Genomic DNA, 21481 nt, shown 5'->3' with positions numbered 1-21481 from the left:
AACATTTAAATTGCCTGACACACCGTAATCGCGAGCAAGCCCGCTCCCACACAAGCCCGCTCCCACAAGGGATATGCGGTGTTGATGATGAATTTTCTGATGAGGATCAACCATGCAACTGGTCTGCCCGGCAGGCAATCTGCCTGCGCTTAAAGCCGCCGTGCGCCAAGGTGCCGATGCGGTGTATGTGGGTTTTCGCGATGACACCAACGCCCGGCATTTTGCCGGGCTGAACATGGACGACAAGCAGTTCGACGGCGCCGTCGCCCACATCCGCCAGCACCAGCGCAAGCTGTATGTGGCGGTCAACACCTACCCGCAGCCCAAGGGCTGGGAGCGCTGGCAACGGGCGGTGGACCGTGCTGCCGACCACGGCGTGGATGCCCTGATTGCCGGCGATCCGGGGGTGCTGCAGTACGCCAGCAGCCGCCATCCGCAGATGGCTTTGCACCTCTCGGTACAGGGGTCGGCGACCCATGCGGCGGCGTTGCAGTTCTACGCCGAGCGCTATGGCATCCGCCGCGCGGTGTTGCCCCGGGTGCTGTCGCTGGCCCAGGTCAAACACGTAGCCGCCAGCAGTTCGGTGCCCATCGAAGTCTTCGGTTTCGGCAGCCTGTGCATCATGGCCGAGGGCCGTTGCCACCTGTCTTCGTATATCACCGGTGAGTCACCGAACCTGTGCGGCGTGTGCTCGCCGGCCAAGGCGGTGCGCTGGAGCGAAGATGCCGACGGCCTGAGCGCGCGCCTGAGCGAAGTGCTGATCGACCGCTACACACCGGACGAACCGGCGGGCTACCCGACCCTGTGCAAGGGCCGTTTCATGGTCGATGGCAAGCGCTTCCATGCCCTCGAAGAACCCACCAGCCTCGATACCCTGGACTTGATCCCCGAGTTGATCGCCATGGGCGTCGAAGCGGTAAAAATCGAAGGCCGCCAGCGCAGCCCGGCGTATGTCGAGCAAGTCACCGGGGTCTGGCGTGCGGCACTGGACGCGCACCGCAGCGCGCCGCAGCGCTTTGTGGTCAAGGACCAGTGGCGCAGCGTGCTGGCCGGTCTATCCGAAGGCAGCCAGACCACCCTGGGCGCCTACCATCGTTCGTGGCAATGAGGAGCCGTACATGAAACTCAGCCTGGGACCGGTGCTGTTTTATTGGGATAAGCAACAACTGGGGCAGTTCTACAGCGAGATGGCCAGCCTGCCGCTGGATGTGATCTACCTGGGGGAAACCGTGTGCTCCAAGCGCCGCGCGTTCAACCTCGACCAGTGGTTGGGCCTGGGCCGCGAATTGCAGTCGGCGGGCCATGCGCAAATCGTGCTGTCGAGCCTGACCCTGATCGAGGCCGCCTCGGAGTTGTCGAGCCTGCGTCGCCTGTGTGACAACGGCGAGGTGTTGGTCGAGGCCAATGACATGGGCGCCGTGCAACTGCTCGCCGAGCGCAAGCTGCCCTTTGTCGGTGGGCCGGCGTTGAATCTGTATAACGGCCATGCCTTGGTGCAACTGCTGGATGCCGGGATGATGCGCTGGGTGCCGCCGGTGGAGTGTTCGGCGGCGCTGATTGGCGATGTGCTGGAGCAGGTGCGTGAACTGGGGCGGCCGTTGCCGCAAGTCGAAGTCTTCGCCTATGGGCATCTGCCCCTGGCCTATTCGGCGCGCTGCTTTACGGCGCGGGCGGAAAACCGGCCCAAGGATGACTGCCAGTTCTGCTGCCTCAACTACCCCGATGGCATGGCCTTGACCAGCCAGGAAGGGCAGGCTCTGTTTACCTTGAATGGTATCCAGACTCTGTCGGCGGAGGTCACCAACCTGCTGGCCGACTACCCGGGGCTGATCAGTTGCGGCGCCGATCTGCTGCGCCTGAGCCCACGGGCGCAAGGCATGGTGGGCATCGTCGAAGCCTTTGACCGGGTCCGCCAGGGCGCCACGCCGCCGGTGTTTGTCGAAGGCTGCAATGGCTACTGGCATGGCCAGGCCGGGATGTTGCGGGTCGAGGAGGTGGGACTGTGCTGAATCGCAAGCAATGGCTGCTCAAGGGCGCCGACCGCTTACTGCCGTTGATGCGCAAGGTGCCGTTCGTGGTGCAGCGCCTGGCCTTGCAACAGGCGCTGAACCGCTGCCTGGCCGAACCTTTGCGCGATGGCGGTTTTGAACTGCTGCGCGGGCGCTGGATGTGCCTGCGCATTCCCGACCTGGGCTTGCGCTGGTACTTGACCCTGGGTCGCGACGGACTGCGCATCGCCGAACAGGCCCAGGCCCAGGTGACCATCAGCGGCAACTGGCGCGAGTTCCTGTTATTGGCCAGCCGCCAGGAGGATCCGGATACCTTGTTCTTCCGCCGGCGGTTGGTGATCGAGGGTGACACGGAGCTGGGTTTGAGCCTGAAGAATCTGATCGACAGCCTCGACCCAGACGTGTTGCCGCCCTGGTTGTGGCGCAACCTGGAACGAGCCGGCAAGGGCCTGGCCGCCTGAAGATCAAGCCCACGTAGCTGCGCCCCTGTGGGAGTGGGCAAGCCCTAATGCCAGTCAGTCAAGCGCAGATCCCCTGTGGGAGCGGGCTTGCTCGCGAAAGCAGTGTGTCAGTCACCGGATATGTCGACTGAGCCACCGCCATCGCGGGCAAGCCCGCTCCCACATTGGCAAGATGACGGGTTAAAAAAAGCTGGGCTATTGCTCCATGGCCTGCAGGATCGCGTGGGCGGCTTTCACCCGCTCGGCATTGGGGTAGTTCTTGTTCGCCAGGATCACCACGCCGATGCCTCTGCTCGGTACATAAGCGATATAGGCGCCAAAACCGCCGGTCGAGCCGGTCTTGTTCGCCAGGGTATTGGCGCGCAACGGCTGTGCCGGGGTCAGCCAGTGGACCGGGTGCGGCTCCATGGCCATGGGTGTGGAATTGCCGTCGACCAAGGCGTCAACACTCAGCGGGTAGGCGTACATCTCCCAACCAAGGCCCTGGGTGGTAGTGCCCACGGTGTAGTAACCGGTATGCGTGGTAGCGATGGCCTGTTGCAGCGGCTGCTCCAGTGACGTCGGGTCCATGTTCAGCGCCATGTAGCGGGCCAGGTCTGCCGGGCTGGTCTTCACCCCATAGGCTTCGCTGTCCAACGCTCCGGGGCTGACGCGCACCGGCTTGCCGGCCTTGTCGTAGCCTTGGGCATACAAGCCCATCTGGGGCTTGGGCACCTTGAGATAGGTGTGCTTGAGGCCGAGCTTGGGCAGCAGGGTCTGTTCCATCGCCACGTCGAACGGTTGCTGCAGGCTCTGCGCCGCCAGATAGCCGAACAGGCCCAGGCTGGGGTTGGAGTACTGGCGGTGGGTGCCGGGGGCGAAAGTGGCTTTCCAGTGCTGGAAGTAGCCGATCATCTGCTGCGCATTGTCCGCCTCGCCGGGGAACTGCAACGGCAGCCCGCCTGCGGTGTAGGTGCCCAGGTCAAGTACGCTGATGTGCTCGAACTGGCTGGCGCGCAAGGCTGGCAAGTAGTCGCTGGCCGGGGCGGAGAGCTTCAACTTACCGGTGGCCTGGGCATAGCCGGCCAGGGTCGCGGTGAAGGTCTTGCTGACCGAGCCGATCTCGAACAGGGTGTTTTCGCTGACGGGCTGCTGGCTGTCCTGCGCGGCGACACCGTAGTTAAAGTATCGGGCCTTGCCGTCCTGCACGATGGCGACAGCCAGGCCTGGGATTGCCTGCTGCTGCATCAGCGGCTTGACGGTGGCGTCCACCACCTGGCGCAGGTCGGTGGCGGCCAGGCAGTTGCCGGCGCCGAGCAAGAGGCTGAGAATCGTGACGTTGCGCACGTGTTGGTACATGATGAGGTCGCTTCCTTGAGGATTGTCGGGGGAATCACGGCCTGCGCAGGCGCCGCCAAGATAGGCAGTTTGCCGGTCCCGGACAACCGATGATATCTCGCACCAGTCATTAGAAAAATTTGGGTTAAGACCATGTTGCGTTCCCATTTACCCCTTAACGCACTGCGCGCGTTCGAAGCCTCTGCCAGGCATTTGAGCTTTACCCGGGCGGCCATCGAGTTGTGCGTGACCCAGGCGGCGGTCAGTCACCAGGTCAAGAGCCTGGAGGCCCAACTCAACGTCACCCTGTTCAAGCGCCTGCCCCGTGGCCTCATGCTCACCCGCGAAGGGGAGACGCTGTTGCCGGTATTGCGCGAGTCCTTCGATCGCATCGCCCAGACCCTGGGCCAGTTCCAGGCCGGGCATTACCGCGAGGTGCTGACGGTGGGCGCGGTGGGCACGTTTGCGGTGGGCTGGCTGCTGCCGCGCCTGGCGGATTTCCAGGCGCGCTACCCGTTTATCGACCTGCGTTTGTCGACCCACAACAACCGCGTGGATGTGGCGGCTGAAGGCCTGGATTATGCGATCCGCTTCGGCGCCGGCGCGTGGCATGGCACCCACGCCTGTGAGTTGCTGGCGGCGCCGCTGACCGTACTGTGCGTACCGGCGATTGCCCGCCAATTGCAAGGCCCGGGCGATGTGTTGAAGCACACGCTGTTGCGCTCTTACCGGGCGGATGAATGGAGCCTGTGGTTCCAGGCCGCGGGCTTGCCCGCCGACACCCTGGTGCCGCGCACCATAGTGTTCGACTCGTCCCTGGCGATGATGGAAGCGGCCTTGCAGGGCAATGGCGTGGCCCTGGCGCCGGCACTGATGTTCTCCCGCCAACTGGCCCAGGACGTGATCCGCCAGCCGTTCGACGTGGGCATCACCACGGGTAGCTACTGGCTGACGCGCCTGCAATCACGCGCCGAAACCCCGGCGATGCAGGCGTTCAAGCAATGGTTGTTGGAGCAGGTGACGGGCCTGTAGGTACCTGGCTTGCCGGACGCCATCGCTGGCAAGCCAGCTCCTGCACTGGGGGGGCCGTTCGTCGATTCAAGCCGGCCCTTGGGCCGGACTGAGACAAGTCCTAGGGGTTGCCCCGACCCTTCTAACTCCTATTGCGCCCCCCATCAACTGACCTCTACTTGCGGTGCGTAAAGTGTCATGGTGGTGGTTTTCTTTCGTGAATTACGCCAGTTGGCGCGGTTCATCGTGACCATGGCCACGGCGACCATAAGACCGGTCTCAAACACCAGGCGAGGGTCAATACGCCTCAGTTGGCAGGGGTGGCCATTGGTGGGTCAAGTCCACAGCCGTTGGCGCAGGACAAACGTCTCGATGGTGTGGGCGGCGTGTTCGATCGAGGTGTTGGCGCTGTCAATCACGATGTCGGGGGCTACCGGGCGCTCGTAAGGTGAGTCAATGCCGGTGAAGTGCTTGATCAGGCCTTTGCGGGCCTTGGCATAAAGGCCCTTGGGGTCGCGCTGTTCGAGGACCGGCAGCGGTGCGTCGATGAAGATTTCAATAAAGTCGCCAGGGGCGAACAGCGCCCTGGCCATGCGTCTTTCCTGTTCGAAGGGCGAGATCAGGCACACCAGGGTGATGACCCCGGCATCCACCATCAACCTGCCGACCTCGGCGGTGCGTCGGATGTTTTCCTTGCGGTCGCTGTCGGCAAAGCCCAGGTCGGCGGTCAAGCCCTGGCGCAGGCGGTCGCCGTCGAGCAGGCAGGTGTGCAGCTGTTTCGCGTGCAGGCTGGCCTGCACGCAATTGGCAATACAGGACTTGCCGGCGCCCGACATCCCGGTGAACCACAACAGCAATGAGCGATGCCCTTTAAGGTTGCATTGGGCCTGGCGCTCGACATCGAACGGGTGGGGCACCAGGTCCGGGGTTTCCTGGGGGCGAGCGAAGGGAGGCATCAGGGGCATCTCCTGGGGGCGCGCACGCCAGTCAAAACTCGATCACCGCGCGGTAGCGCACAGTGTTGTTGCGTAGGGCGTCGAGGGCCTGGTTGATCTGCGCCGTGGGAAAAATATCCACCAGGGGCCACACATGATGTTCGCTGGCAAATTCCAGCATCTTGAGCATGTCGTGGCGCCCGCCGACGTTGGCAGTGCTGACGGTCAGGGTCTTGTAGGTCATGGCCGCAATATCCAGCGTGACCGGGCCGGGCATCCCGGCAAAGCACAGGGTGCCGTGGGGGCGCAGCAGGGCGATGGCGCGCTCCCAGTCCTGGTCGTTGGAGGCGGTGACCAGCAGGAAGTCCAGGGTGTTTTCCTGGGCCTGCAAGGTGGCCGGGTCCAGGCCGTGGAAATGACGGGCCCCCAACTGCAAGGCCTGGGTTTTTTTGCTGGTGGAACTCGACAGTGCGGTGACGGTGCAGCCGAACTTGGCCGCAAACTGGATGGCCAGGTGGCCGAGCCCACCGATGCCCAGCACCCCCACGCGCATGCCCGGGCGGGTGCCGCGCAGCAGCGCGGTGAACACGGTCTGCCCGGCGCAGAACAACGGCGCAGCCACATGGGAGGGCAGGTTGTCGGGGATCGGGAACACGAACCGGCTGTCGCAGGTCATGAAGTCGGCAAACCCGCCTTTTTGCCCATCGGCGCAGGTCGCCACCACCGCCGCACAGTGTTGCTCCTCGCCCTTGAGGCACCATTCGCACGCCAGGCAGGCGCCCTTGTACCAGCCCACGCCAACGCGCTGGCCGGCAGCCAGGTGGGTGACCGCCGAGCCGCAACGCACCACCCGCCCCACGACCTCGTGGCCGCACACTTGAGGGTATTGGGAGGCTTCGCCCCAATGGCCTTCAATCAGGTGCAGGTCACTGGTGCAGGCGCCGCAATGGGTCACCTGGATTTCCACGTCGTTGGCCCCCGGGTCCGGGCGCGGGTAGGTGAAAGGTTCCAGTGGCGAGCCCGGGCCATAGGCGGCCCAGCCGTGGGTGGTGCGTGTCATGGGGTCACTCCTGTGTAAGGGTTAAGGCCGCGAGATAGTGCTGGGTCCATTCGGCGTCGATTACCGGGCACTTGAGGTGATCGAGCAGCAGCGGCGGTGGCGGGTGGAAGTGGCTGAAGTCGTCGATGATCATTTCCAGGATCAGCAGCGTGCGTTGCAGCACGGCCTGGCCCGGGGCCTGCGCCTTGAGTCGGGCTTGCCATTGCGCCAGGGGTAGGGGCGCGAACTGTGCGTGGCCCAGCAGCGTTTGCATCCAGGCGCATAGCTGCGTCCAGGGCAGGTTCGGTGCTGGGTTGTACAGGTGCTGGAGCGGCGGCAAACCCAGGGCCTGGCCGTGGAGGGCGGTGTGGGTGAACACCTGTGCGACATAGTCCACGGGGGTCAGGTTCAGCGACCAATGGGCTTCGTCAGGCCAGGCCTTGAGCGCCAGGCAGCTGCGAATCAGCAGCCCCACATAGTCTTCCTGGTTGATCGATGAACCACTGCCCGGGTTGGCGGGGGCGCTGATGTCACCGCAGCGCAGGATGTTCAGGCACAGCCCACGGCTTTGGCAAAAACCCAGCGCGAGTTGTTCGGCCACCAGCTTGGCGCGGTTATAGCCGGTGGAGGGGACCGGCTCTGGCAGGGTCGAGGCGAACACCACGGCCGCACCGCTTGCGGCGGCCAGGCCCAATACCTCGACTACGCCACCGACGTTGGTCTGGGCCAGGCGTTCATAACTTTTTAGCCAGTTGACGTCGGCGGCGCAGTGAATGATGCAGTCCACTTCCTGGCACAGGCTTTGATACGCCGCGCTCGACATGCCCAACCGTGGTTGCGCCAGGTCCCCGGCCAGGCCCACGACCCGTGCGCTGCCAGGTGTCAGGCCTAGTTCGGCGATGCGCCGCTGGGCCTGGGCCGGATCATCGGCGCGCACCAGGCACAACACCGTCTGCACCCCGGCGCTGTGTTGCAGCTCGGCAACCACCCTGCGCCCCAGATACCCGGTGGCGCCGGTGACCAGCAGCGTGCGTCGGGCCAGGCGGGGTGGCACCTGGGGCAGGTTCGCCACGGCCGTGTTCAAGTGCGCCAGATAACGCTTGGCGTGTGCCGCGACCGAAAAGGCCACTTCCAAAAGCGGCGCGCCTTGCAGCCGATGGGCCAACTGCCGGCTGATCCCGGCCAATGTCGAGTCACGGGTGATGTCGGCAATCGTCAGGTCGGTGTCGAACGCGCGGTTGATGCGATTGATCAAGTCCAGCAGCAACAGGCTGCCGCCAATCTCGATAAAGTCGCTGTCCGGCCCCAGGGTGACGCCTTGCAGGTTCATGCAGCGCGCCCATAACCGGGCCAGGCGGGTTTGCAGCGGCGTCAACGGCGGTTGCTCGTCGGCCAGCGGTGTCAGTGGCTGTTGCAGCAGGGCCTGGGCGCCCAGGCGCTTCTGGCTGGCACCTGCCGGAATCGAGGCGGCCAAAAAATACCCCAGCGGCACGCTGAAGGCGGGCAGGTGCTGGCCCGCCCACTGGCGCAGGGCGCCGGGAGTGGGGGGCTTGCCGGAGTCCACGGCGCAGATAAACGCTACCAGCTGCAAGTCCGGGCCTTCGCCACGGGTGGTGACCAGGGCGCTGCGCACCTCGGGATGGGCCATCAACACGCGCTCGACGTCGGCGCTGAAGATCTTGAAGCCGCGCACCTTGAGGTGGGTGGTCGCGCGCCCGATCAGGTAGACCTCGCCGGCCTCGTCCAGGCGGACTCTGTCGCCGGTGCGCAGCAGCCGCGGGGCCAGCGCTGGGCACTCCTGGGCCAGTGGGTTGGCCACGAATGCGCTGCGGTTGGCCGCATCGTCCTCCAGGTAGCCGACGCTGAGCCCCGGGGTCTGCACGTACAGTTCGCCGTGGCCACCCAGTGGGGTGCAATCGAGGGCCGGGTCGAGCACGTAGGCCTGGGTGCCAGGGGTCCATTGCAGATGGCCGTCGGGGGCGACTAACGCGACGTCGCCCGCTTCATTGGAGCCATACAGGTCGATCACCCGGCAATTGGGCAGGCAGCGCACCAGGTTCTGCCGCGTGGACGGCGGCAGTTGTTCGCCGCTTAGCCACAGGCACCGCACGCCGGCAAAGGCCTGTTTGAACGCGGGCTCATCGTGCATCAGGCCTGCGGCCAGGCTGGGGGTGATCATCAATTGGCTAAGCTGGCCATGCTCGACGAATGCCCGCAGGGCCTGGGGGTCGAGCACCATGGCGTCGGGCATCAGGCACACGGTGGCGCCGCTGAAAATCGGGTAATACACATACCCGGCCATCCAGGCGTTGAGGCCCACCCGATCACCCGGGCGGATGTGCTGTTGCCACAACGCCAGGGAGTCCAGGCGGCCGTGCTCGCCGATGGTGACGATCTTCGCCGTGCCGGTGGTGCCGGACGTGAGCAGGCCGTAGGCCAGGTCATTTGCCCCCGGTACCCGGTGGGGCAAGGTGGCGGGCCGGGCGGGCGTGGCGGGCAGTTCATCGAACACCAGGCTGGGGTAGCCGGGCGGCAGGTCATTGAGGCTGCTGCTGTCGCCGATCACCACCACCGGCCGCAGATTGGCCAGGGCCTTGGCAGTGGCCTCCAGCCCATACCAATGGGGGATGTCGAGGTAGGGCCAGCCCAGCAGGCTGCACGCGGTCATGCTGATCAGGCTGCGCAGGTCCTTGTCCAGGCGGATCGCCACCCAGCCGCCGTGGGCACACTGGCTCGACAGGCGCTCGGCCAGCGTCACGGCATGGGCGTGTAGCTGCCGCGCATTTAGCTGCCTGTGGGGCGTCATCGCGACCAGGCTTTCGGGAGCCTGCTCCAGCAGGCGCAAGAAGTGTTGCTGCCATGACAGGCCCGGTGCGATGGCCGCACTGGCGTAGCGGTTGCTGGCGATTTGGCGTGCGCGGCTGTGCAGGCTTGCGTTGCGCGCGAGGGTGGCCAACTGAGCACTGATTCGCGGCCCCTGTGCAGCAGGGGTGTTTGGCTCGAGGGTAATCAGTGGCAGGCCAAGGGCCCTGGCCGAGGCCGTATCCGGGGCCACCAGGCACAGGAACCGCTGGCGCGCCTGCTCGGGCGAGCAATAGGTCAAGTGCTCGTTGGCCGTCAGCAGCACCAGCGGCCCGTCCTGCAACAGCGCCAGTTCACGCAGGGTCTGGTCGCTCAGGGTGTGGCTGGCGCTGTCCAGCAGCCAAAGGGCATAGTCGTCGGGCAAATGCGCCGCCAGTTGCAGGGCGCGCTGGCACTGCTCGTCGGTGTGGGCCAGTAACAGCACCTGGAGCCGCGTGGTGGCGGGTTCATGCAGGCACTTGAGGTGATCGGCTGTATCAGCCTGGCGTTGCCAGGTGGCGCACAGCTGGAAAAACCGATAAGTCACCTGCTTGTCCCGGGCCGTCTGTTCGACGATAGGTGGGAAATCCATGGCCGGGTGCGTCACCTGGGCGAACCCGCACGAGCGCTCGGCGTCATCATGCCAGCCCTTGAAAAACTGCCATTGCGCGACCTGTTCCGGCTGCCACGCCAACAGCCTTGGGGAATACTCGATGCCGGCAAAATCGCAGAAGCGCAGCAGGGTGCCCTGGGGGTCTGCCATCAAGTCGGCGTCACTGTCCAGGTACAGCACGTGATCGCTGGGGCAATGCTCCAGTACCAAACCATGAATGCGTGCCAGTTCATCGAAACCCGACTCGTCGGCATCGAAATAGGTGGTGCCGCCGCCCTGGCTGACGCGATACAGCGACTGCATGACCGCCAGCGGCTGGCGCACCAGGAACACATGCTTGAATGCGGTCAACCAGGCGCCATCGATGGCCTGGAAGTCGAAGAAATAGGCGATCTCCTTGGCACATTGCAGGTGCTGGGGTTCGGCCGGACGTTGGCTCAGCAGGGCCAGCGCCTGGCTGTAGTGGGTGATCCCCGCAGGGCCTTGCGCGGCCTGGCGGTTGCGCTCGATCAGCGCATGCTTTGCCGGGAAGTGTCGGGCCAGGAACGGCTCCGACAGTTGTTCATGCAGCACCTTCACGCCCGGGTGTTGCATCACGGCGCGCTCGAAGGCGGTTGAGCGGCTCCTGGAAACGGCCCACACAATCACATTGGGCAGATGAGATGACGTCAGCATAAACAGCTCCTGGGCAGGGCCTGTGCACGTGAGGTATCTACAGCTCGCCAGCGGGTTTTTTCAGCGCAAGGAAACCCGAGAGCAGAATGAGGACCAGGCCGGTGGCGGTTCGGCCGTTGAGCATTTCGTTGAACAGCAGGGCGCCCCAGGCGATGGCGAAAATCAGGTAGGTGTAGTCAAACGCGCCGATGATCGAGGTCTCGCCAATTTGATAGGCCTTGGCGATCCCGATGCTGACCAGCACCATCAACACCGCCAATACGATCATGATCCACCAGTCGGCCTGGCCCATGGCCGACCAGCCGCCGATCAGGAAGCGCCAACCTTCATTGCTCGGGAAATGCGGGCCGGTCTGCATCACCACCAGGCTGCCGAGCACACCGATCACCAGCAGCGCGGCATTCATGGCCAGTGCCAGCAGCATGGGGTCCTCATCGGCACATTTGCCCTTGGTCACCACCACGGCGAGGGCGTACAGGATGGCGGCGAGTACCGGCAGCAGGGCATAGGTATTGAATTCTTCGGTGCTCGGCGCCAGGGTGATCAAGACCCCGACAAAACCCAGGCCGATCGCCAGCCATTTGCGCAGGGTCACGTCTTCCTTCAGTGAAAGGGCCGCGAACAACGCAATGAACAGGGGCGTGGTGTAGATTGCCAGGGCAGCGATGGTCAGGCTGATAAAGGGCAGGGCGCCGTAAAAGGCGATCCACATCAACGACAGCAGCAGGCTTCTTATCACCACCCACAGCGGGGACAGTGGGCGCAACTGCGCGGCGCCGCGCATGTGCACCACTAACGCCAGCAGAATGGCGCAGGCCAGGACGGAGCGGATCACATACAATTGCCACATTGAAGTATCGGGACTGGTCGCCTTGATGATGGCGTCTGACACCGACAGCAAAAATACCGAACCCACCACGATAAGAATGCTTTGTCGGTTATCGGTGGCGGTTATCGTAGTGCTTCCAGACATGAGTTTTCCTTGATTGGCCTGCAGTAAGGATTTTGGGTGAGCACTGGTTGTATTTAAAGTGACTTATGGTTACGCAGAAGGACTGAAAATTATGGATAATTTCAAACGCTCACTGCCTCCACTGTCCAGCCTTGTGCCTTTTGAAGCGGCGGCGCGACTTGAGAGCTTTTCCAAAGCCTCAGAAGAGTTGCACCTGACCCAGGCAGCCATCAGCAAACAGGTCCGTGCCCTCGAAGAATTTCTCGGTGTTGCTTTGTTTACCCGTAGAAACCGCGCGGTGTTCCTCACGGCGGCGGGGGTCGAATTTCGCGATACCGTGCGCACCGCCTTCCTGGGCATTGCGTCGCAAGCCGAAGACCTGAAAAAAGGCCGGGACAACAGCGAAGTGGTGCTGGTAGCGCAACTGTGCGAAGCCTTTTATTGGCTGACTCCCAATATTCCCGCGTTGCACAACAAGCACCCCGAGATCGAGGTGCGGCTTAACGCATCGACCCAGCCCATTACCGAAACCGCGGATAAATTTGATATCGCCATCCAGACCTCGGGCCGGGCATCTGGTGACCACACGCGGTTGTTTACCTTGAGCGACGAAATCTACCCGGTGTGCAGCCCCCGTTATCTCGCGTCCTTTGGCAGTACATCACTGGCCCTGGCAGACCTGGCCAACCTGCCGCTGCTGCACCATGTCGCGGTGCCGCAGGACTGGAGCACCTGGAACGATTGGTTGCTGGAGTACGGCATCAAGCTGGGCGACCCCAAGGGCAAGTTCTTCGACAGCTATCCGGTGATGATGCAGGCCTGCGTCGCGGGCTTCGGTTTTGCCCTGGGGTGGCGCAGGACCACTGAAAGAATGCTGGCCAGCGGTGAGCTGGTGCGGCCCTTTGCGCAATCGACCCACTTGCCGCAAGCCCTGAGCGTCTACAAGTGGCGAGACGCCAACCTGGGCCCGGCAGCCCGGCAGTTGCTGGAATGGTTGAAGTCGTCGTTCGCCGACTGAGGCTAAGCGCTGCCCAGCACATGGGGGGAGCGTTTGTGCCCTGGCTGAACCGGCAAGCCGGCTCAGTCAGGGGGCATCGGCCTACACGGGGCTTAGCGATCTTCGGCGAGCAGCAGGCCGAGGGCTGCCCGGGTTTTTTTCTGGATGTCATGCACGGCGTGTTCGCTGTTGGCGCCCAGGCCTGGGTCGACGATAAAGCGCCCCTGCTGGTAGCCATCACTGCTCAAGCCGCGCTGCACGCTGGCGCACAGCGGCACATCTTCTTCACGAATCACCGCCACAAAGTCGATGACTTCCTGTTCTTCGCGCGTGGGGGTGGCCGCCTCGCAGAACCATTCGACCACCTGCACGGTGTGATCCACCGCGAGCGGGATGTGATGCAGCACATTCATATAGCCTCCTGGGTAAACCTCCAGGCAAAAATTCGGCCATAGGTACCAGGCGCCAAACTGGCGGGACTGGGCTGAGGTCTGCTTCATCGTATATCCCTGGTTCTCACCGCTGTCGTGGCTGACATGGGCGTGGTAATGCTCATGGATCGCCACGTGGTAGCTCTTCAGGTCCAGGGTGGCCATGGACAGCGTCGGGTGGCACATCGGGCAGTGATAACACTCCGAATAGTTCTCCACCGAAACCTTCCAGTTCGACTGCACGCTGTAGTCCTTGGAGTAGGCATGGACCAAGCGTTCCGGTGCGGGGGCGAACGCGCGGATGGAGTCCTCCAGGCCGGGCAGCAGGGTTTGCATGGAGGCGCAGTGGCTGTCGAAGTTGATAAAGATAAACCCGCAAAATACCTCAAGGCGGATGGGTGCGAGTTGCACCTGCGCGGTGCTGAAGTTCTTGACGTGTTCGGACTTGCGCGCACTGATCAGTTGGCCCTGGGTGTTGTAGGCCCAGGCATGGTAAGGGCAGGTCAGCAGCCCGGGCACATGCCCGCGGCCCTCCACGAGCCGATGTGCACGGTGCTGGCACACATTGTGGAAGGCCTTGAAGGCGCCATCCTGGTCCTTGACCACCAGGGCACTCTGGCGGCCCAGGTCGCGTACGTAATAGTCGCCGACCTGGGCCAGGGCTGACACGTGGCATACGTACTGCCAGGTCTTGCAGAAAATCAGCTGCATTTCCTGCTCGAACAGCCCGCTGTCCACATAGTGTTCGCTGGGCAAGGTGAAGGATGCAAAGGGGTCGGCGGCAAAGCCTCGAGCCAGGTGCGGGGACGATGGGGCGCTGGACATGGAACCTCCATGGATCAACGGGGATAAAGGGGTGGGGGGCTCAGCTGTACTGGGCGAGCGCCGATTCGAAACACCGGGGGTCAAGGTCAAGCCCCAGCCCCGGCCTGTCCTGCACATAGGCGCGGCCCTGGCGAATATCGAACCCGCCCGCGGCCAGTTGCACATCGTGGTGGCGGCAACAGTTCCAGCTCGCACGATGAAAACGCGCCGGCGTCGCGGTGGCCAGGTGCATGACGGCGCTGTCGGACACCAGCGTGCCGCCGACGTCCTCGATGTTCATCTGGATCCCGTGATGGAGGCAGAAGTCGCGCAGTTGCCGGGCCTTGGTCAAGCCGCCGACCCGGCCGATTTTCAGCCCGATGACCTGGGTGATGTTATGGCGCTGGGCGTACACCAGGTCGGCCAGGGTCACGATGGACTCATCCAGGATGATCGGGTTGCGGGTCAGCTCGCGCACGGCGCGGCATTGGTCCATGGATTCACAGGGCTGTTCGAAACACACCGTGGGATCCTGCACGCTGTTCATCACCGCGACGGCATCGGCCACCGTCCAGGCGCGATTGACATCGAAGGTGATCACCTCGCCCGGCAGGCGTTGCTCGATCAGGCTGTTGATCCGCGCGACATCCTCCACGACACCGGTACCCACCTTGCACGAATGGGTACGATAACCCTGCTGGCGGGCGGCTTGCAGGTGCGTCGCCATGTGCTCGGGATCACCTGTGGGGATGCTGCTCTGCAAGGCAATCGAGGCCTGGAATTTGCCTCCCAGCAAGGCATACACCGGCAACTGGCAGTGCTTGCCCAGAATGTCCCAGCAGGCCAGGTCAATGGCCGCTTTTACATAGGGGTGCCCGGGCAGCATGACGTCCATGCGCTCGTTGATCTGCTCCAGGTACAGCGGGTTCTCCCCCAGCAGGTGCGGCGCCAGTTCCGCGATCCCCGCCCGTACGCCTTTGGCATAGGCCGGCAGGTAGGTGGCGCCCCATGGGCAGCTTTCACCCACCCCCTGCAAGCCGCTGTCGGTACCGATCACCACCACGGTGGAGTCCAGCGCGGCATAGTGCAGGCGCCCGCCGCTGAGGCTGTATTTTTCCTTGAGCGGCACATCGAACTGATAGACCTTGATCGACGTTATTTTCATGGCGCACATACCCCCTCGGCGAGGGCCAGGCCCGGTATCCGGCGTGGGATGGCCGCATCCAGGATCGATTGTTGGAAGATCCGGTTGATCACGCTCAGTTGCAGCGCGTGGCGTTTTTGCTCGACCACCGCGATGCTGTCGAAACACGGCTCGTAGCTGTCCAGGTGTTCGGCCACCCAGCTGGGGCCACAGCTCCAGTTGACCACCTGGGTGATCAGCGTCGGTGACAGGCCCATGGCGCTGCCGATCTCAGCCGCTTCGCCAAGGATGACCCGGTTGATGCAAGCGAGAAACTCCACCAGGTGCGCCGCCAGCTTGATCTTCTGATTGTCGGTAAAGGTGATGCCGCAATGGAACGCGTGCGGCAGGGTGGGGGTGATGCGACCGAAGGCATCCTCGGTAAAGGCGCCGCTATGGCGGTAGGCGCGATTGGCTCCGTAGGGCGAGGGCGCCTGGAAGCCCGGCAGGGCAAGGGCAATGCGATTTTCCTGTTCGCTCAAGGCGGCGATCTTGACGTGATTGTCCTGGCTGTCGAACTGTGCGCCTGCCTGTCGATAACGCTCAGCGACGATGCGCCCCAACGGCATCGCCACTCCCAGCTCATCGGCCAGCGCCTCGGTGAGGTTCATGTCCTTGACCGTGATCTCCAGGGTGCAGGAATGGTCATAGCTGGCGTCGAGCATAAAGGGGGTCAACTGGTTGCTGACAAAGCAGTTGCCACGGGAGGTCTTGACGAAATCCCACAGCCAATGCAGCGGGATCTCATGGGCCCTGGCCAATACCAGTAACTCGGCCCACACGGCGGTCGCAGCGTAGAACAGTAGGTTGGTCAGCAGCTTGACGGACTGCCCGGCGCCGATCTCGCCCACGTAAAACGCCTTGCGGCCCATGGTCTCCAACACGTTGCGGCTCAATTGATAACCGCGCTCATCGCCCCCGATGTAAAAGCACACGTTGGCGAAATCCACCCCCATGTGCGACAGGTTGCTGACCGGGGCTTCCAGGCTGTAGATGGATTTTTGCCGGGCCAGCCCGGCGATGTAGCGGGTGTTGTGGTAGTCGGTGGTGGAGGTGTCGATCCACACCGAATGCGCCGCCATCCCGGCCAGCGCGCCGTGCGGCCCGGTCATGTTTTCCAGTACATGATGGGGCAGAGGCAGGCAGGTCACGACCACCTCACAGCCACTGGCGCACAGTGCCGGGGTGGCCTTCCAGCAGGCACCGGCGGCGATCACCGAGCGTGCGTGTGCCGCGTCGATGTCATACACCTGCACGGCGTAGCCGGCGTGCAGCAGGCGCTCCACCAGGGGGCGGCCCATATTTCCGACGCCGATGAAGGCGATTTTGCTTGGCGTTGCGCTGTCCATATCGCTTCTCCTGTGGGGCTGCTTCAAGCGAACTCGCGCGCCCTGCCGGCGCCCTGGCCGGACACCCAGATGGAATTAAAGTTGTCGAGCATCACCTGTTGGCAGGCGACCGTTGCGTCGCCGCCCAGGGGCGTGAACACCGCATCGATGTTCGGGTACACAAAAAACGGCAACGACACTCTGGCGGTGCTGGCGCGGTGGATGACCTGGTGCGGTGTACTGGTGAACAGGCCGTTGCTCCACTTCATCAACATATCGCCGAGATTGACCACCACCTCGTGTTTGCGGCACGGCACGTCGATCCAGCGCCCCTGGGAAAACGCACTGAGGGCGCAGGCATCTCGCGGGTCCTGGAACAGCAAGGTGAACATGCCGTTATCGGTGTGCTTGCCCGCGCCGCTGCCCGACGGCGGGTAATACAGGGCGCGCTGGATCAACACCGGGTCGGAAAAAAAGCCCTGGAAAAATTCGCCATCCAGCCCCAGGGACCGGGCCAGGCCGCGCAACAGCGCGGGCACTACACGGCTCATTACTTCGTGTTGCAGAGCCAGCATGGCCATGGCAAATCCGGGCGCCTGGTCGTCGCTGGGCAGCAGGTTTGGCCCGGTAAAAGGCAAGTCGCAGGCCGGTGCTTCCCGGCCCATGTCGAAATGCTGCTTGCGGTCGGGGCCGGTGGGCGCATGCAGGGTCTCGCCAAACGTATCGACATACCCACGGCACGTCTTGGGGCTGACTACTTGGCGGTCCTGGCCGAACTGCTTTTTGATCGACAGTGGCAGCGCAAAGAACTGGCGCGCCGTGGCCAAGGCATCCTCTATCAACGAGAGCCGGATACCATGATCGGCCAGGTAGAAGAATCCATCATTGACGCAACAATCGCGCAAACGGCTGACTTCATAATCTGCTTGGGTCGATGCAAGGCGCTCAAGGGAGATACTTTTGAGCACATCCATGTTCGACTCCTGATTATTTGTTGACGGCGAACGCCAAGTAGTGGGCTTGCACGTCGTTTAAGTAAGCAGCGTTCATAAAGGAGGGCAGTGCACAAAGTTGTGCAGAGGCGGTTAACTTGTCCAGGAATTTGTCAAAGTGTTCGTCTTGATAAAAACTACAGCGAGTACTGAACAGAATCACTCCACCCTGAGTGGTAATGCGCATAAGTTCATGGATCGCCTCGATGGGTAAGTGGCCCTGGATAAACGCACCGCAACAAAAGGTCGCGTCATACTGGTTATCTGCAATCAATGGATTGTATTCCGTAAGGTCCACCCCGCCATACAGTCTGGCGTAGGCCTGGGTCTTGTGCGCCAGGTGGGTCATGGCCGGCGACAGGTCACACCCGTCTACCGGCGCAAACCCCCGTAGCATCAGCTCTTTACCCACCAGGCCAGTGCCGCAGCAGGCATCCATGATACGCAGCGACTGGCGCTCCCGCGGGGCTCGGTGCAATGAGTCGAAGAGATCTGCGAGCATGCTGGGGCCGCAGTAATTTTCTTCAGAGACATCATTGTCATAATCGGCTGACCAGGTCTCGTAGTAGTTCTTTAGACGCGAATAGTCACGACCAAAGTTGAGTGCCTGATTCACGGAAGTTAATGGTGCAATTGCGACGCCATTGCTTGCATAGTTTTCGCTGGCCATTCTGTATTCTCCGGAAAAATGTTTTTCTGGTTGAATTAGTTAATGGTACTGCGTGGGGTGTTCATTCTTGTTCGGTAACTACGATGGTGTAAAGCGGGGGATAGACGACTTATCCTACAAAATGCGCGACATGGTTAACTGGTCGTTATACATAACGTTTATTGCGCTGATGTAATTCCCCCCACTGGCGTCCAGTCACAGACGCCGGGGGCGATCAAGGGAGGTTGCCCGGGGTGCAGTGCTTTTCACGCCGTGGGAGGTACGCAGGATGTGGGCCGAGCAGGGGGCCTGGAAACACGGTTGGTGGTCGCGGTCACACTTCCTCACCTTGGGCGCGGCCTCAGCTGTGCTGCTGTTGCTGCGCGGCAAACGCCTGCGCCAGAAAGTCGATCAACGTGCGCACCGACGGCAACAGCCCCCTCCTTGAAGGGAAGACGGCGGTGATCACGCCTTCGGTGGGGCGCCAATCGGGGAGCAGGCTGATCAGGCGCCCGTGTCTGATCTCATCCTCGACCACCGCCAGCGGCAGGTTGGCGACCCCCACGCCCTGGAGCACCGCGCTTTTCAGGGTGGGCATGTCATCGCTGATCAGCCGTGGTGCGTGGCAGATCTCGGCCGTCTCGCCTGCTGGCCCGGTCAGGCCCCAGACGTACTGCGCTGTCGGGTTGCCCCAGCAGATGGTCGGCAGTCCTGACAAATCGGCAGGGACCAGGGGCCGTGGATGCTCCTGTAAAAACCCCGGGCTCGCTACCAGCACCTGGGTGCTCCTGGCGAGCAGCTTCATCACCAGGTCGCTGCTTTCCAAAGGTGGAAAGCACAGGTTCAGCGCAATGTCATAGCCCTCGCTGATCACATCGACCTTACGGTTGAAACTCTTCACGTTGAGCTCGACGCTGGGGCACTGCGCCATGAACTGGCCCAGCATCGGCGCCACCCAGTAATTGAGCAGGGCGGTGGTGCAACTCAGGCGAATCACCCCACGCGGCTCGGCCTTGTTGAAGGCGATCAGGTCCTCGGCCGACTCCGCCTCGGCGGTCATCGCCACGCAGTGGCGGTAATAGGCCAGGCCAATGTCGGTGACCTGGAACTGCCGGGTCGAGCGCTGTATCAAGCGTGCCCCCAGCCGCGCCTCCAACTGGCTGACCCGGCGGCTCAAGGTCGACTTGGGCATGTTGAGTGCCCGACCGGCCGCCGCGAAGCCACCATGCTCCACCACCTTGGCGTAGAGGAAGAGTTCATTCAGGTCGAACATGCGCATCGTTCCAATTTTGAGATGGTGAAGTCTAATTCAACCACTACCGAACACCTAGAGTGATGACTAAGGTGGAGCCGCTGTTTGTTTAAGGCCACACACGCGCAGTGAATCACGGTAGCGGTAGGGGGCATATGGGCTGGCACTTGATGGGCAGGACTGGCTCGGGTGGGCATGAGCATTGGCTCCGTTGGGGGTAAATCTGCAGGAATGCAAAAAATGATCGCTTTGCGCTAACAAAAATCGTTGTGCGAAGGCGTTCCATTGTTGGAATTGTCAGCTGTCGCCAGGCGCTTCGAGGCCTGAGGTCCGAAAGCGAACGAACCTGGCGAGTCGTAACCCATTCATATCTGCACAGGACGTGCAGAGCCTGCCGGGCATTTGGCAGGCAGTAATGCCAGGGAGGTTCATCCACGCAAGAGGAAATGCAAATGAGCGCTTCAGGTAACGCTGCAAACTTTAATGGTCAGAAGCCGACGATTGACCCCACCGACACCGCCATGTTGCTGATCGACCACCAGAGTGGCCTGTTCCAGATCGTCAAGGACATTGATATTCCTCAATTGCGCGCCAATGCCATTGCCTTGGCCAAGGCCGCGACTCTGCTGAAAATCCCGGTCATCACCACCGCTTCAGTGCCCCAGGGGCCGAACGGCCCGTTGATCCCGGAGATCCACGAGGCGGCGCCCCATGCCCAGTACGTGGCCCGGCGCGGCGAGATCAATGCCTGGGATAACCCCGAGTTCCACGCGGCGGTCAAGGCCACCGGCAAGAAGACCCTGGTGATTGCCGGCACCCTGACCAGCGTGTGCCTGGCGTTTCCGTCCATCGCGGCGGTGCATGAAGGCTACAAGGTGTTCGCCGTAGTCGACGCGTCGGGCAACCACTCGAAACTGGCCACCGACCTGACCGTCGCGCGCCTGGCCCAGGCCGGCGTGGTGCCGATCGACATCATGGGCACCCTGTCGGAACTGCAAGGCTCGTGGAACCGTCCGGATGCCCAGGAGTGGGCGAACGTCTACACCCAGGCCATGCCGCACTACCAGCTGCTGATCGAGAGCTACATCAAGGCCCAGGAAGTGGCAAACAATCACGAAGAGCTAGACTCCCAGCGCAAGTAAATACGGCTGACCTTCCCCGGTGCGGTCCATTTGGGCAAGCACCTTTTTTATCAGGAGCATCATGATGTCTAAACCTTACGTTCGCCTGGACAAAGACAACGCAGCTGTCCTGCTGGTTGACCACCAGGCTGGCTTGCTGTCACTGGTCCGCGATATCGAGCCCGACAAGTTCAAGAACAACGTCCTGGCCCTGGCTGACCTGGCCAAATACTTCAAGCTGCCGACCATCCTCACCACCAGCTTCGAAACCGGCCCCAACGGCCCGCTGGTGCCCGAGCTCAAGGCCCTGTTCCCGGACGCGCCGTACATTGCCCGCCCTGGGCAGATCAACGCCTGGGACAACGAAGACTTCGTCAAGGCCATCAAGGCCACCGGCAAGAAGCAACTGATCATCGCTGGCGTGGTGACCGAGGTGTGCGTGGCGTTCCCGGCACTGTCGGCCCTGGCCGAAGGCTATGACGTGTTTGTGGTGACCGATGCCTCCGGCACTTTCAACGAACTGACCCAGCAATCGGCCTGGGCCCGCATGACCGCCAACGGCGCCCAACTGATGACCTGGTTCGGCCTGGCGTGCGAGCTGCACCGCGACTGGCGCAACGATATCGAAGGCCTGGGGACCTTGTTCTCCAACCACATCCCGGACTATCGCAACCTGTTCACCAGCTACAACGCGTTGACCGAGGGCAAGTAAGCCCCAGCCCCCACCTCCTGTAGGAGCCGGCTTGCCGGCGAAAATCGTCAACGATAATGCGGGCAACCTGCAGAAACGCAGCCAGTTTGCGTTTTTCGTTGGCAAGCCAGCTCCTACAAAAAGCCGGGGCTCATCTGACCCTGTAGGAGCCGGCTTGCC

The 21481-nt window shown here is 62.7% G+C and carries 18 protein-coding genes; 7 read left to right on the top strand and 11 right to left on the bottom strand.

Annotated elements, in window-relative coordinates:
- The first annotated feature begins 112 nt into the window (after positions 1–112).
- From HBO11_RS08695 to HBO11_RS08685, 3 genes are read left to right on the top strand one after another with little or no spacing between them, the layout of a single operon-like run.
- Complete coding sequence (locus tag HBO11_RS08695) at positions 113–1108, top strand: peptidase U32 family protein (RefSeq protein WP_076960737.1); 996 nt, start codon at positions 113–115, stop codon at positions 1106–1108.
- A gap of 10 nt (positions 1109–1118) precedes the next feature.
- A complete protein-coding gene (locus HBO11_RS08690; protein ID WP_169955281.1) occupies positions 1119–2009 on the top strand; it encodes a U32 family peptidase in 891 nt (296 codons plus the stop codon).
- Complete coding sequence (locus HBO11_RS08685) at positions 2003–2470, top strand: SCP2 sterol-binding domain-containing protein (RefSeq protein ID WP_169955280.1); 468 nt, start codon at positions 2003–2005, stop codon at positions 2468–2470. The genes HBO11_RS08690 and HBO11_RS08685 overlap by 7 nt, the downstream gene beginning before the upstream one ends.
- Before the next feature lie 195 nt (positions 2471–2665).
- Here HBO11_RS08685 and ampC read toward each other — a convergent pair whose 3' ends face one another.
- The gene (ampC, locus tag HBO11_RS08680) at positions 2666–3808 is read right to left on the bottom strand and encodes a class C beta-lactamase (RefSeq protein ID WP_170058864.1); all 1143 of its coding nucleotides are present in this window, start codon (positions 3806–3808) and stop codon (positions 2666–2668) included.
- A 132-nt stretch (positions 3809–3940) separates the two neighbouring features.
- Here ampC and HBO11_RS08675 point away from each other — a divergent pair, with 132 nt between their 5' ends.
- The gene (locus tag HBO11_RS08675; protein WP_169955278.1) at positions 3941–4819 is read left to right on the top strand and encodes a LysR family transcriptional regulator; all 879 of its coding nucleotides are present in this window, start codon (positions 3941–3943) and stop codon (positions 4817–4819) included.
- 314 nt (positions 4820–5133) lie between these two features.
- On the opposite strand, the gene cysC is transcribed toward HBO11_RS08675, so the two are convergent.
- Genes cysC through HBO11_RS08655 form a run of 4 tightly spaced genes read right to left on the bottom strand, consistent with a single transcriptional unit; the run spans position 5134 to position 11874 of the window.
- A complete protein-coding gene (gene cysC, locus HBO11_RS08670) occupies positions 5134–5754 on the bottom strand; it encodes an adenylyl-sulfate kinase (RefSeq protein WP_169955277.1) in 621 nt (206 codons plus the stop codon).
- 31 nt (positions 5755–5785) lie between these two features.
- Positions 5786–6793 carry an NAD(P)-dependent alcohol dehydrogenase gene (locus HBO11_RS08665; RefSeq protein ID WP_169955276.1) on the bottom strand — a complete coding sequence of 336 codons (1008 nt, stop codon included), beginning with the start codon at positions 6791–6793 and terminating at the stop codon, positions 5786–5788.
- Between the two features lie 4 nt (positions 6794–6797).
- The gene (locus HBO11_RS08660; RefSeq protein ID WP_169955275.1) at positions 6798–10901 is read right to left on the bottom strand and encodes an SDR family oxidoreductase; all 4104 of its coding nucleotides are present in this window, start codon (positions 10899–10901) and stop codon (positions 6798–6800) included.
- Positions 10902–10938: 37 nt separating this feature from the next.
- A complete protein-coding gene (locus HBO11_RS08655; protein WP_169955274.1) occupies positions 10939–11874 on the bottom strand; it encodes a DMT family transporter in 936 nt (311 codons plus the stop codon).
- Between the two features lie 91 nt (positions 11875–11965).
- Between HBO11_RS08655 and HBO11_RS08650 the strand changes: the two genes are divergently transcribed.
- Positions 11966–12871: a LysR substrate-binding domain-containing protein gene (locus tag HBO11_RS08650; protein ID WP_169955273.1), complete on the top strand. Its 906-nt coding sequence runs from the start codon at positions 11966–11968 to the stop codon at positions 12869–12871.
- A 92-nt stretch (positions 12872–12963) separates the two neighbouring features.
- Here HBO11_RS08650 and HBO11_RS08645 read toward each other — a convergent pair whose 3' ends face one another.
- The 6 genes from HBO11_RS08645 to HBO11_RS08620 all read right to left on the bottom strand — a co-directional run bounded on the left by HBO11_RS08645 (position 12964) and on the right by HBO11_RS08620 (position 19510).
- A complete protein-coding gene (locus HBO11_RS08645; protein WP_170058863.1) occupies positions 12964–14106 on the bottom strand; it encodes an aromatic ring-hydroxylating dioxygenase subunit alpha in 1143 nt (380 codons plus the stop codon).
- 40 nt (positions 14107–14146) lie between these two features.
- Positions 14147–15250, bottom strand: a complete 1104-nt coding sequence (locus tag HBO11_RS08640; protein ID WP_169955271.1) for a mandelate racemase/muconate lactonizing enzyme family protein — start codon at positions 15248–15250, stop codon at positions 14147–14149.
- Positions 15247–16617 (bottom strand): NAD(P)-dependent oxidoreductase, encoded by a 1371-nt coding sequence (locus tag HBO11_RS08635; protein ID WP_169955270.1) that lies wholly within the window; start codon positions 16615–16617, stop codon positions 15247–15249. Before HBO11_RS08635 ends, HBO11_RS08640 begins: the two co-directional genes overlap by 4 nt.
- 23 nt (positions 16618–16640) lie before the next feature.
- Positions 16641–17570, bottom strand: a complete 930-nt coding sequence (locus HBO11_RS08630) for an isopenicillin N synthase family oxygenase (RefSeq protein ID WP_169955269.1) — start codon at positions 17568–17570, stop codon at positions 16641–16643.
- A 13-nt stretch (positions 17571–17583) separates the two neighbouring features.
- On the bottom strand, positions 17584–18258 hold the full coding sequence (locus HBO11_RS08625) for a class I SAM-dependent methyltransferase (protein WP_169955268.1): 675 nt from the start codon (positions 18256–18258) through the stop codon (positions 17584–17586).
- A 340-nt stretch (positions 18259–18598) separates the two neighbouring features.
- Entirely contained in the window at positions 18599–19510 is a 912-nt protein-coding gene (locus tag HBO11_RS08620) for a LysR substrate-binding domain-containing protein (RefSeq protein WP_169955267.1), read from the bottom strand.
- Between the two features lie 431 nt (positions 19511–19941).
- Here HBO11_RS08620 and HBO11_RS08615 point away from each other — a divergent pair, with 431 nt between their 5' ends.
- Together HBO11_RS08615 and ycaC are read left to right on the top strand one after the other, a co-directional pair.
- Positions 19942–20631, top strand: coding sequence for an isochorismatase family protein (locus tag HBO11_RS08615; protein ID WP_169955266.1), 690 nt, complete (start codon positions 19942–19944; stop codon positions 20629–20631).
- A gap of 64 nt (positions 20632–20695) precedes the next feature.
- A complete protein-coding gene (gene ycaC / locus HBO11_RS08610; RefSeq protein WP_032861405.1) occupies positions 20696–21322 on the top strand; it encodes an isochorismate family cysteine hydrolase YcaC in 627 nt (208 codons plus the stop codon).
- Positions 21323–21481 lie beyond the last annotated feature (159 nt).

This window comes from Pseudomonas sp. WS 5010 (genome assembly GCF_012985565.1).
Taxonomy (GTDB): domain Bacteria; phylum Pseudomonadota; class Gammaproteobacteria; order Pseudomonadales; family Pseudomonadaceae; genus Aquipseudomonas.
The sequence above is the reverse complement of the archived record's forward strand: the minus strand, read 5'-3'. Positions and strand labels throughout refer to the sequence as shown.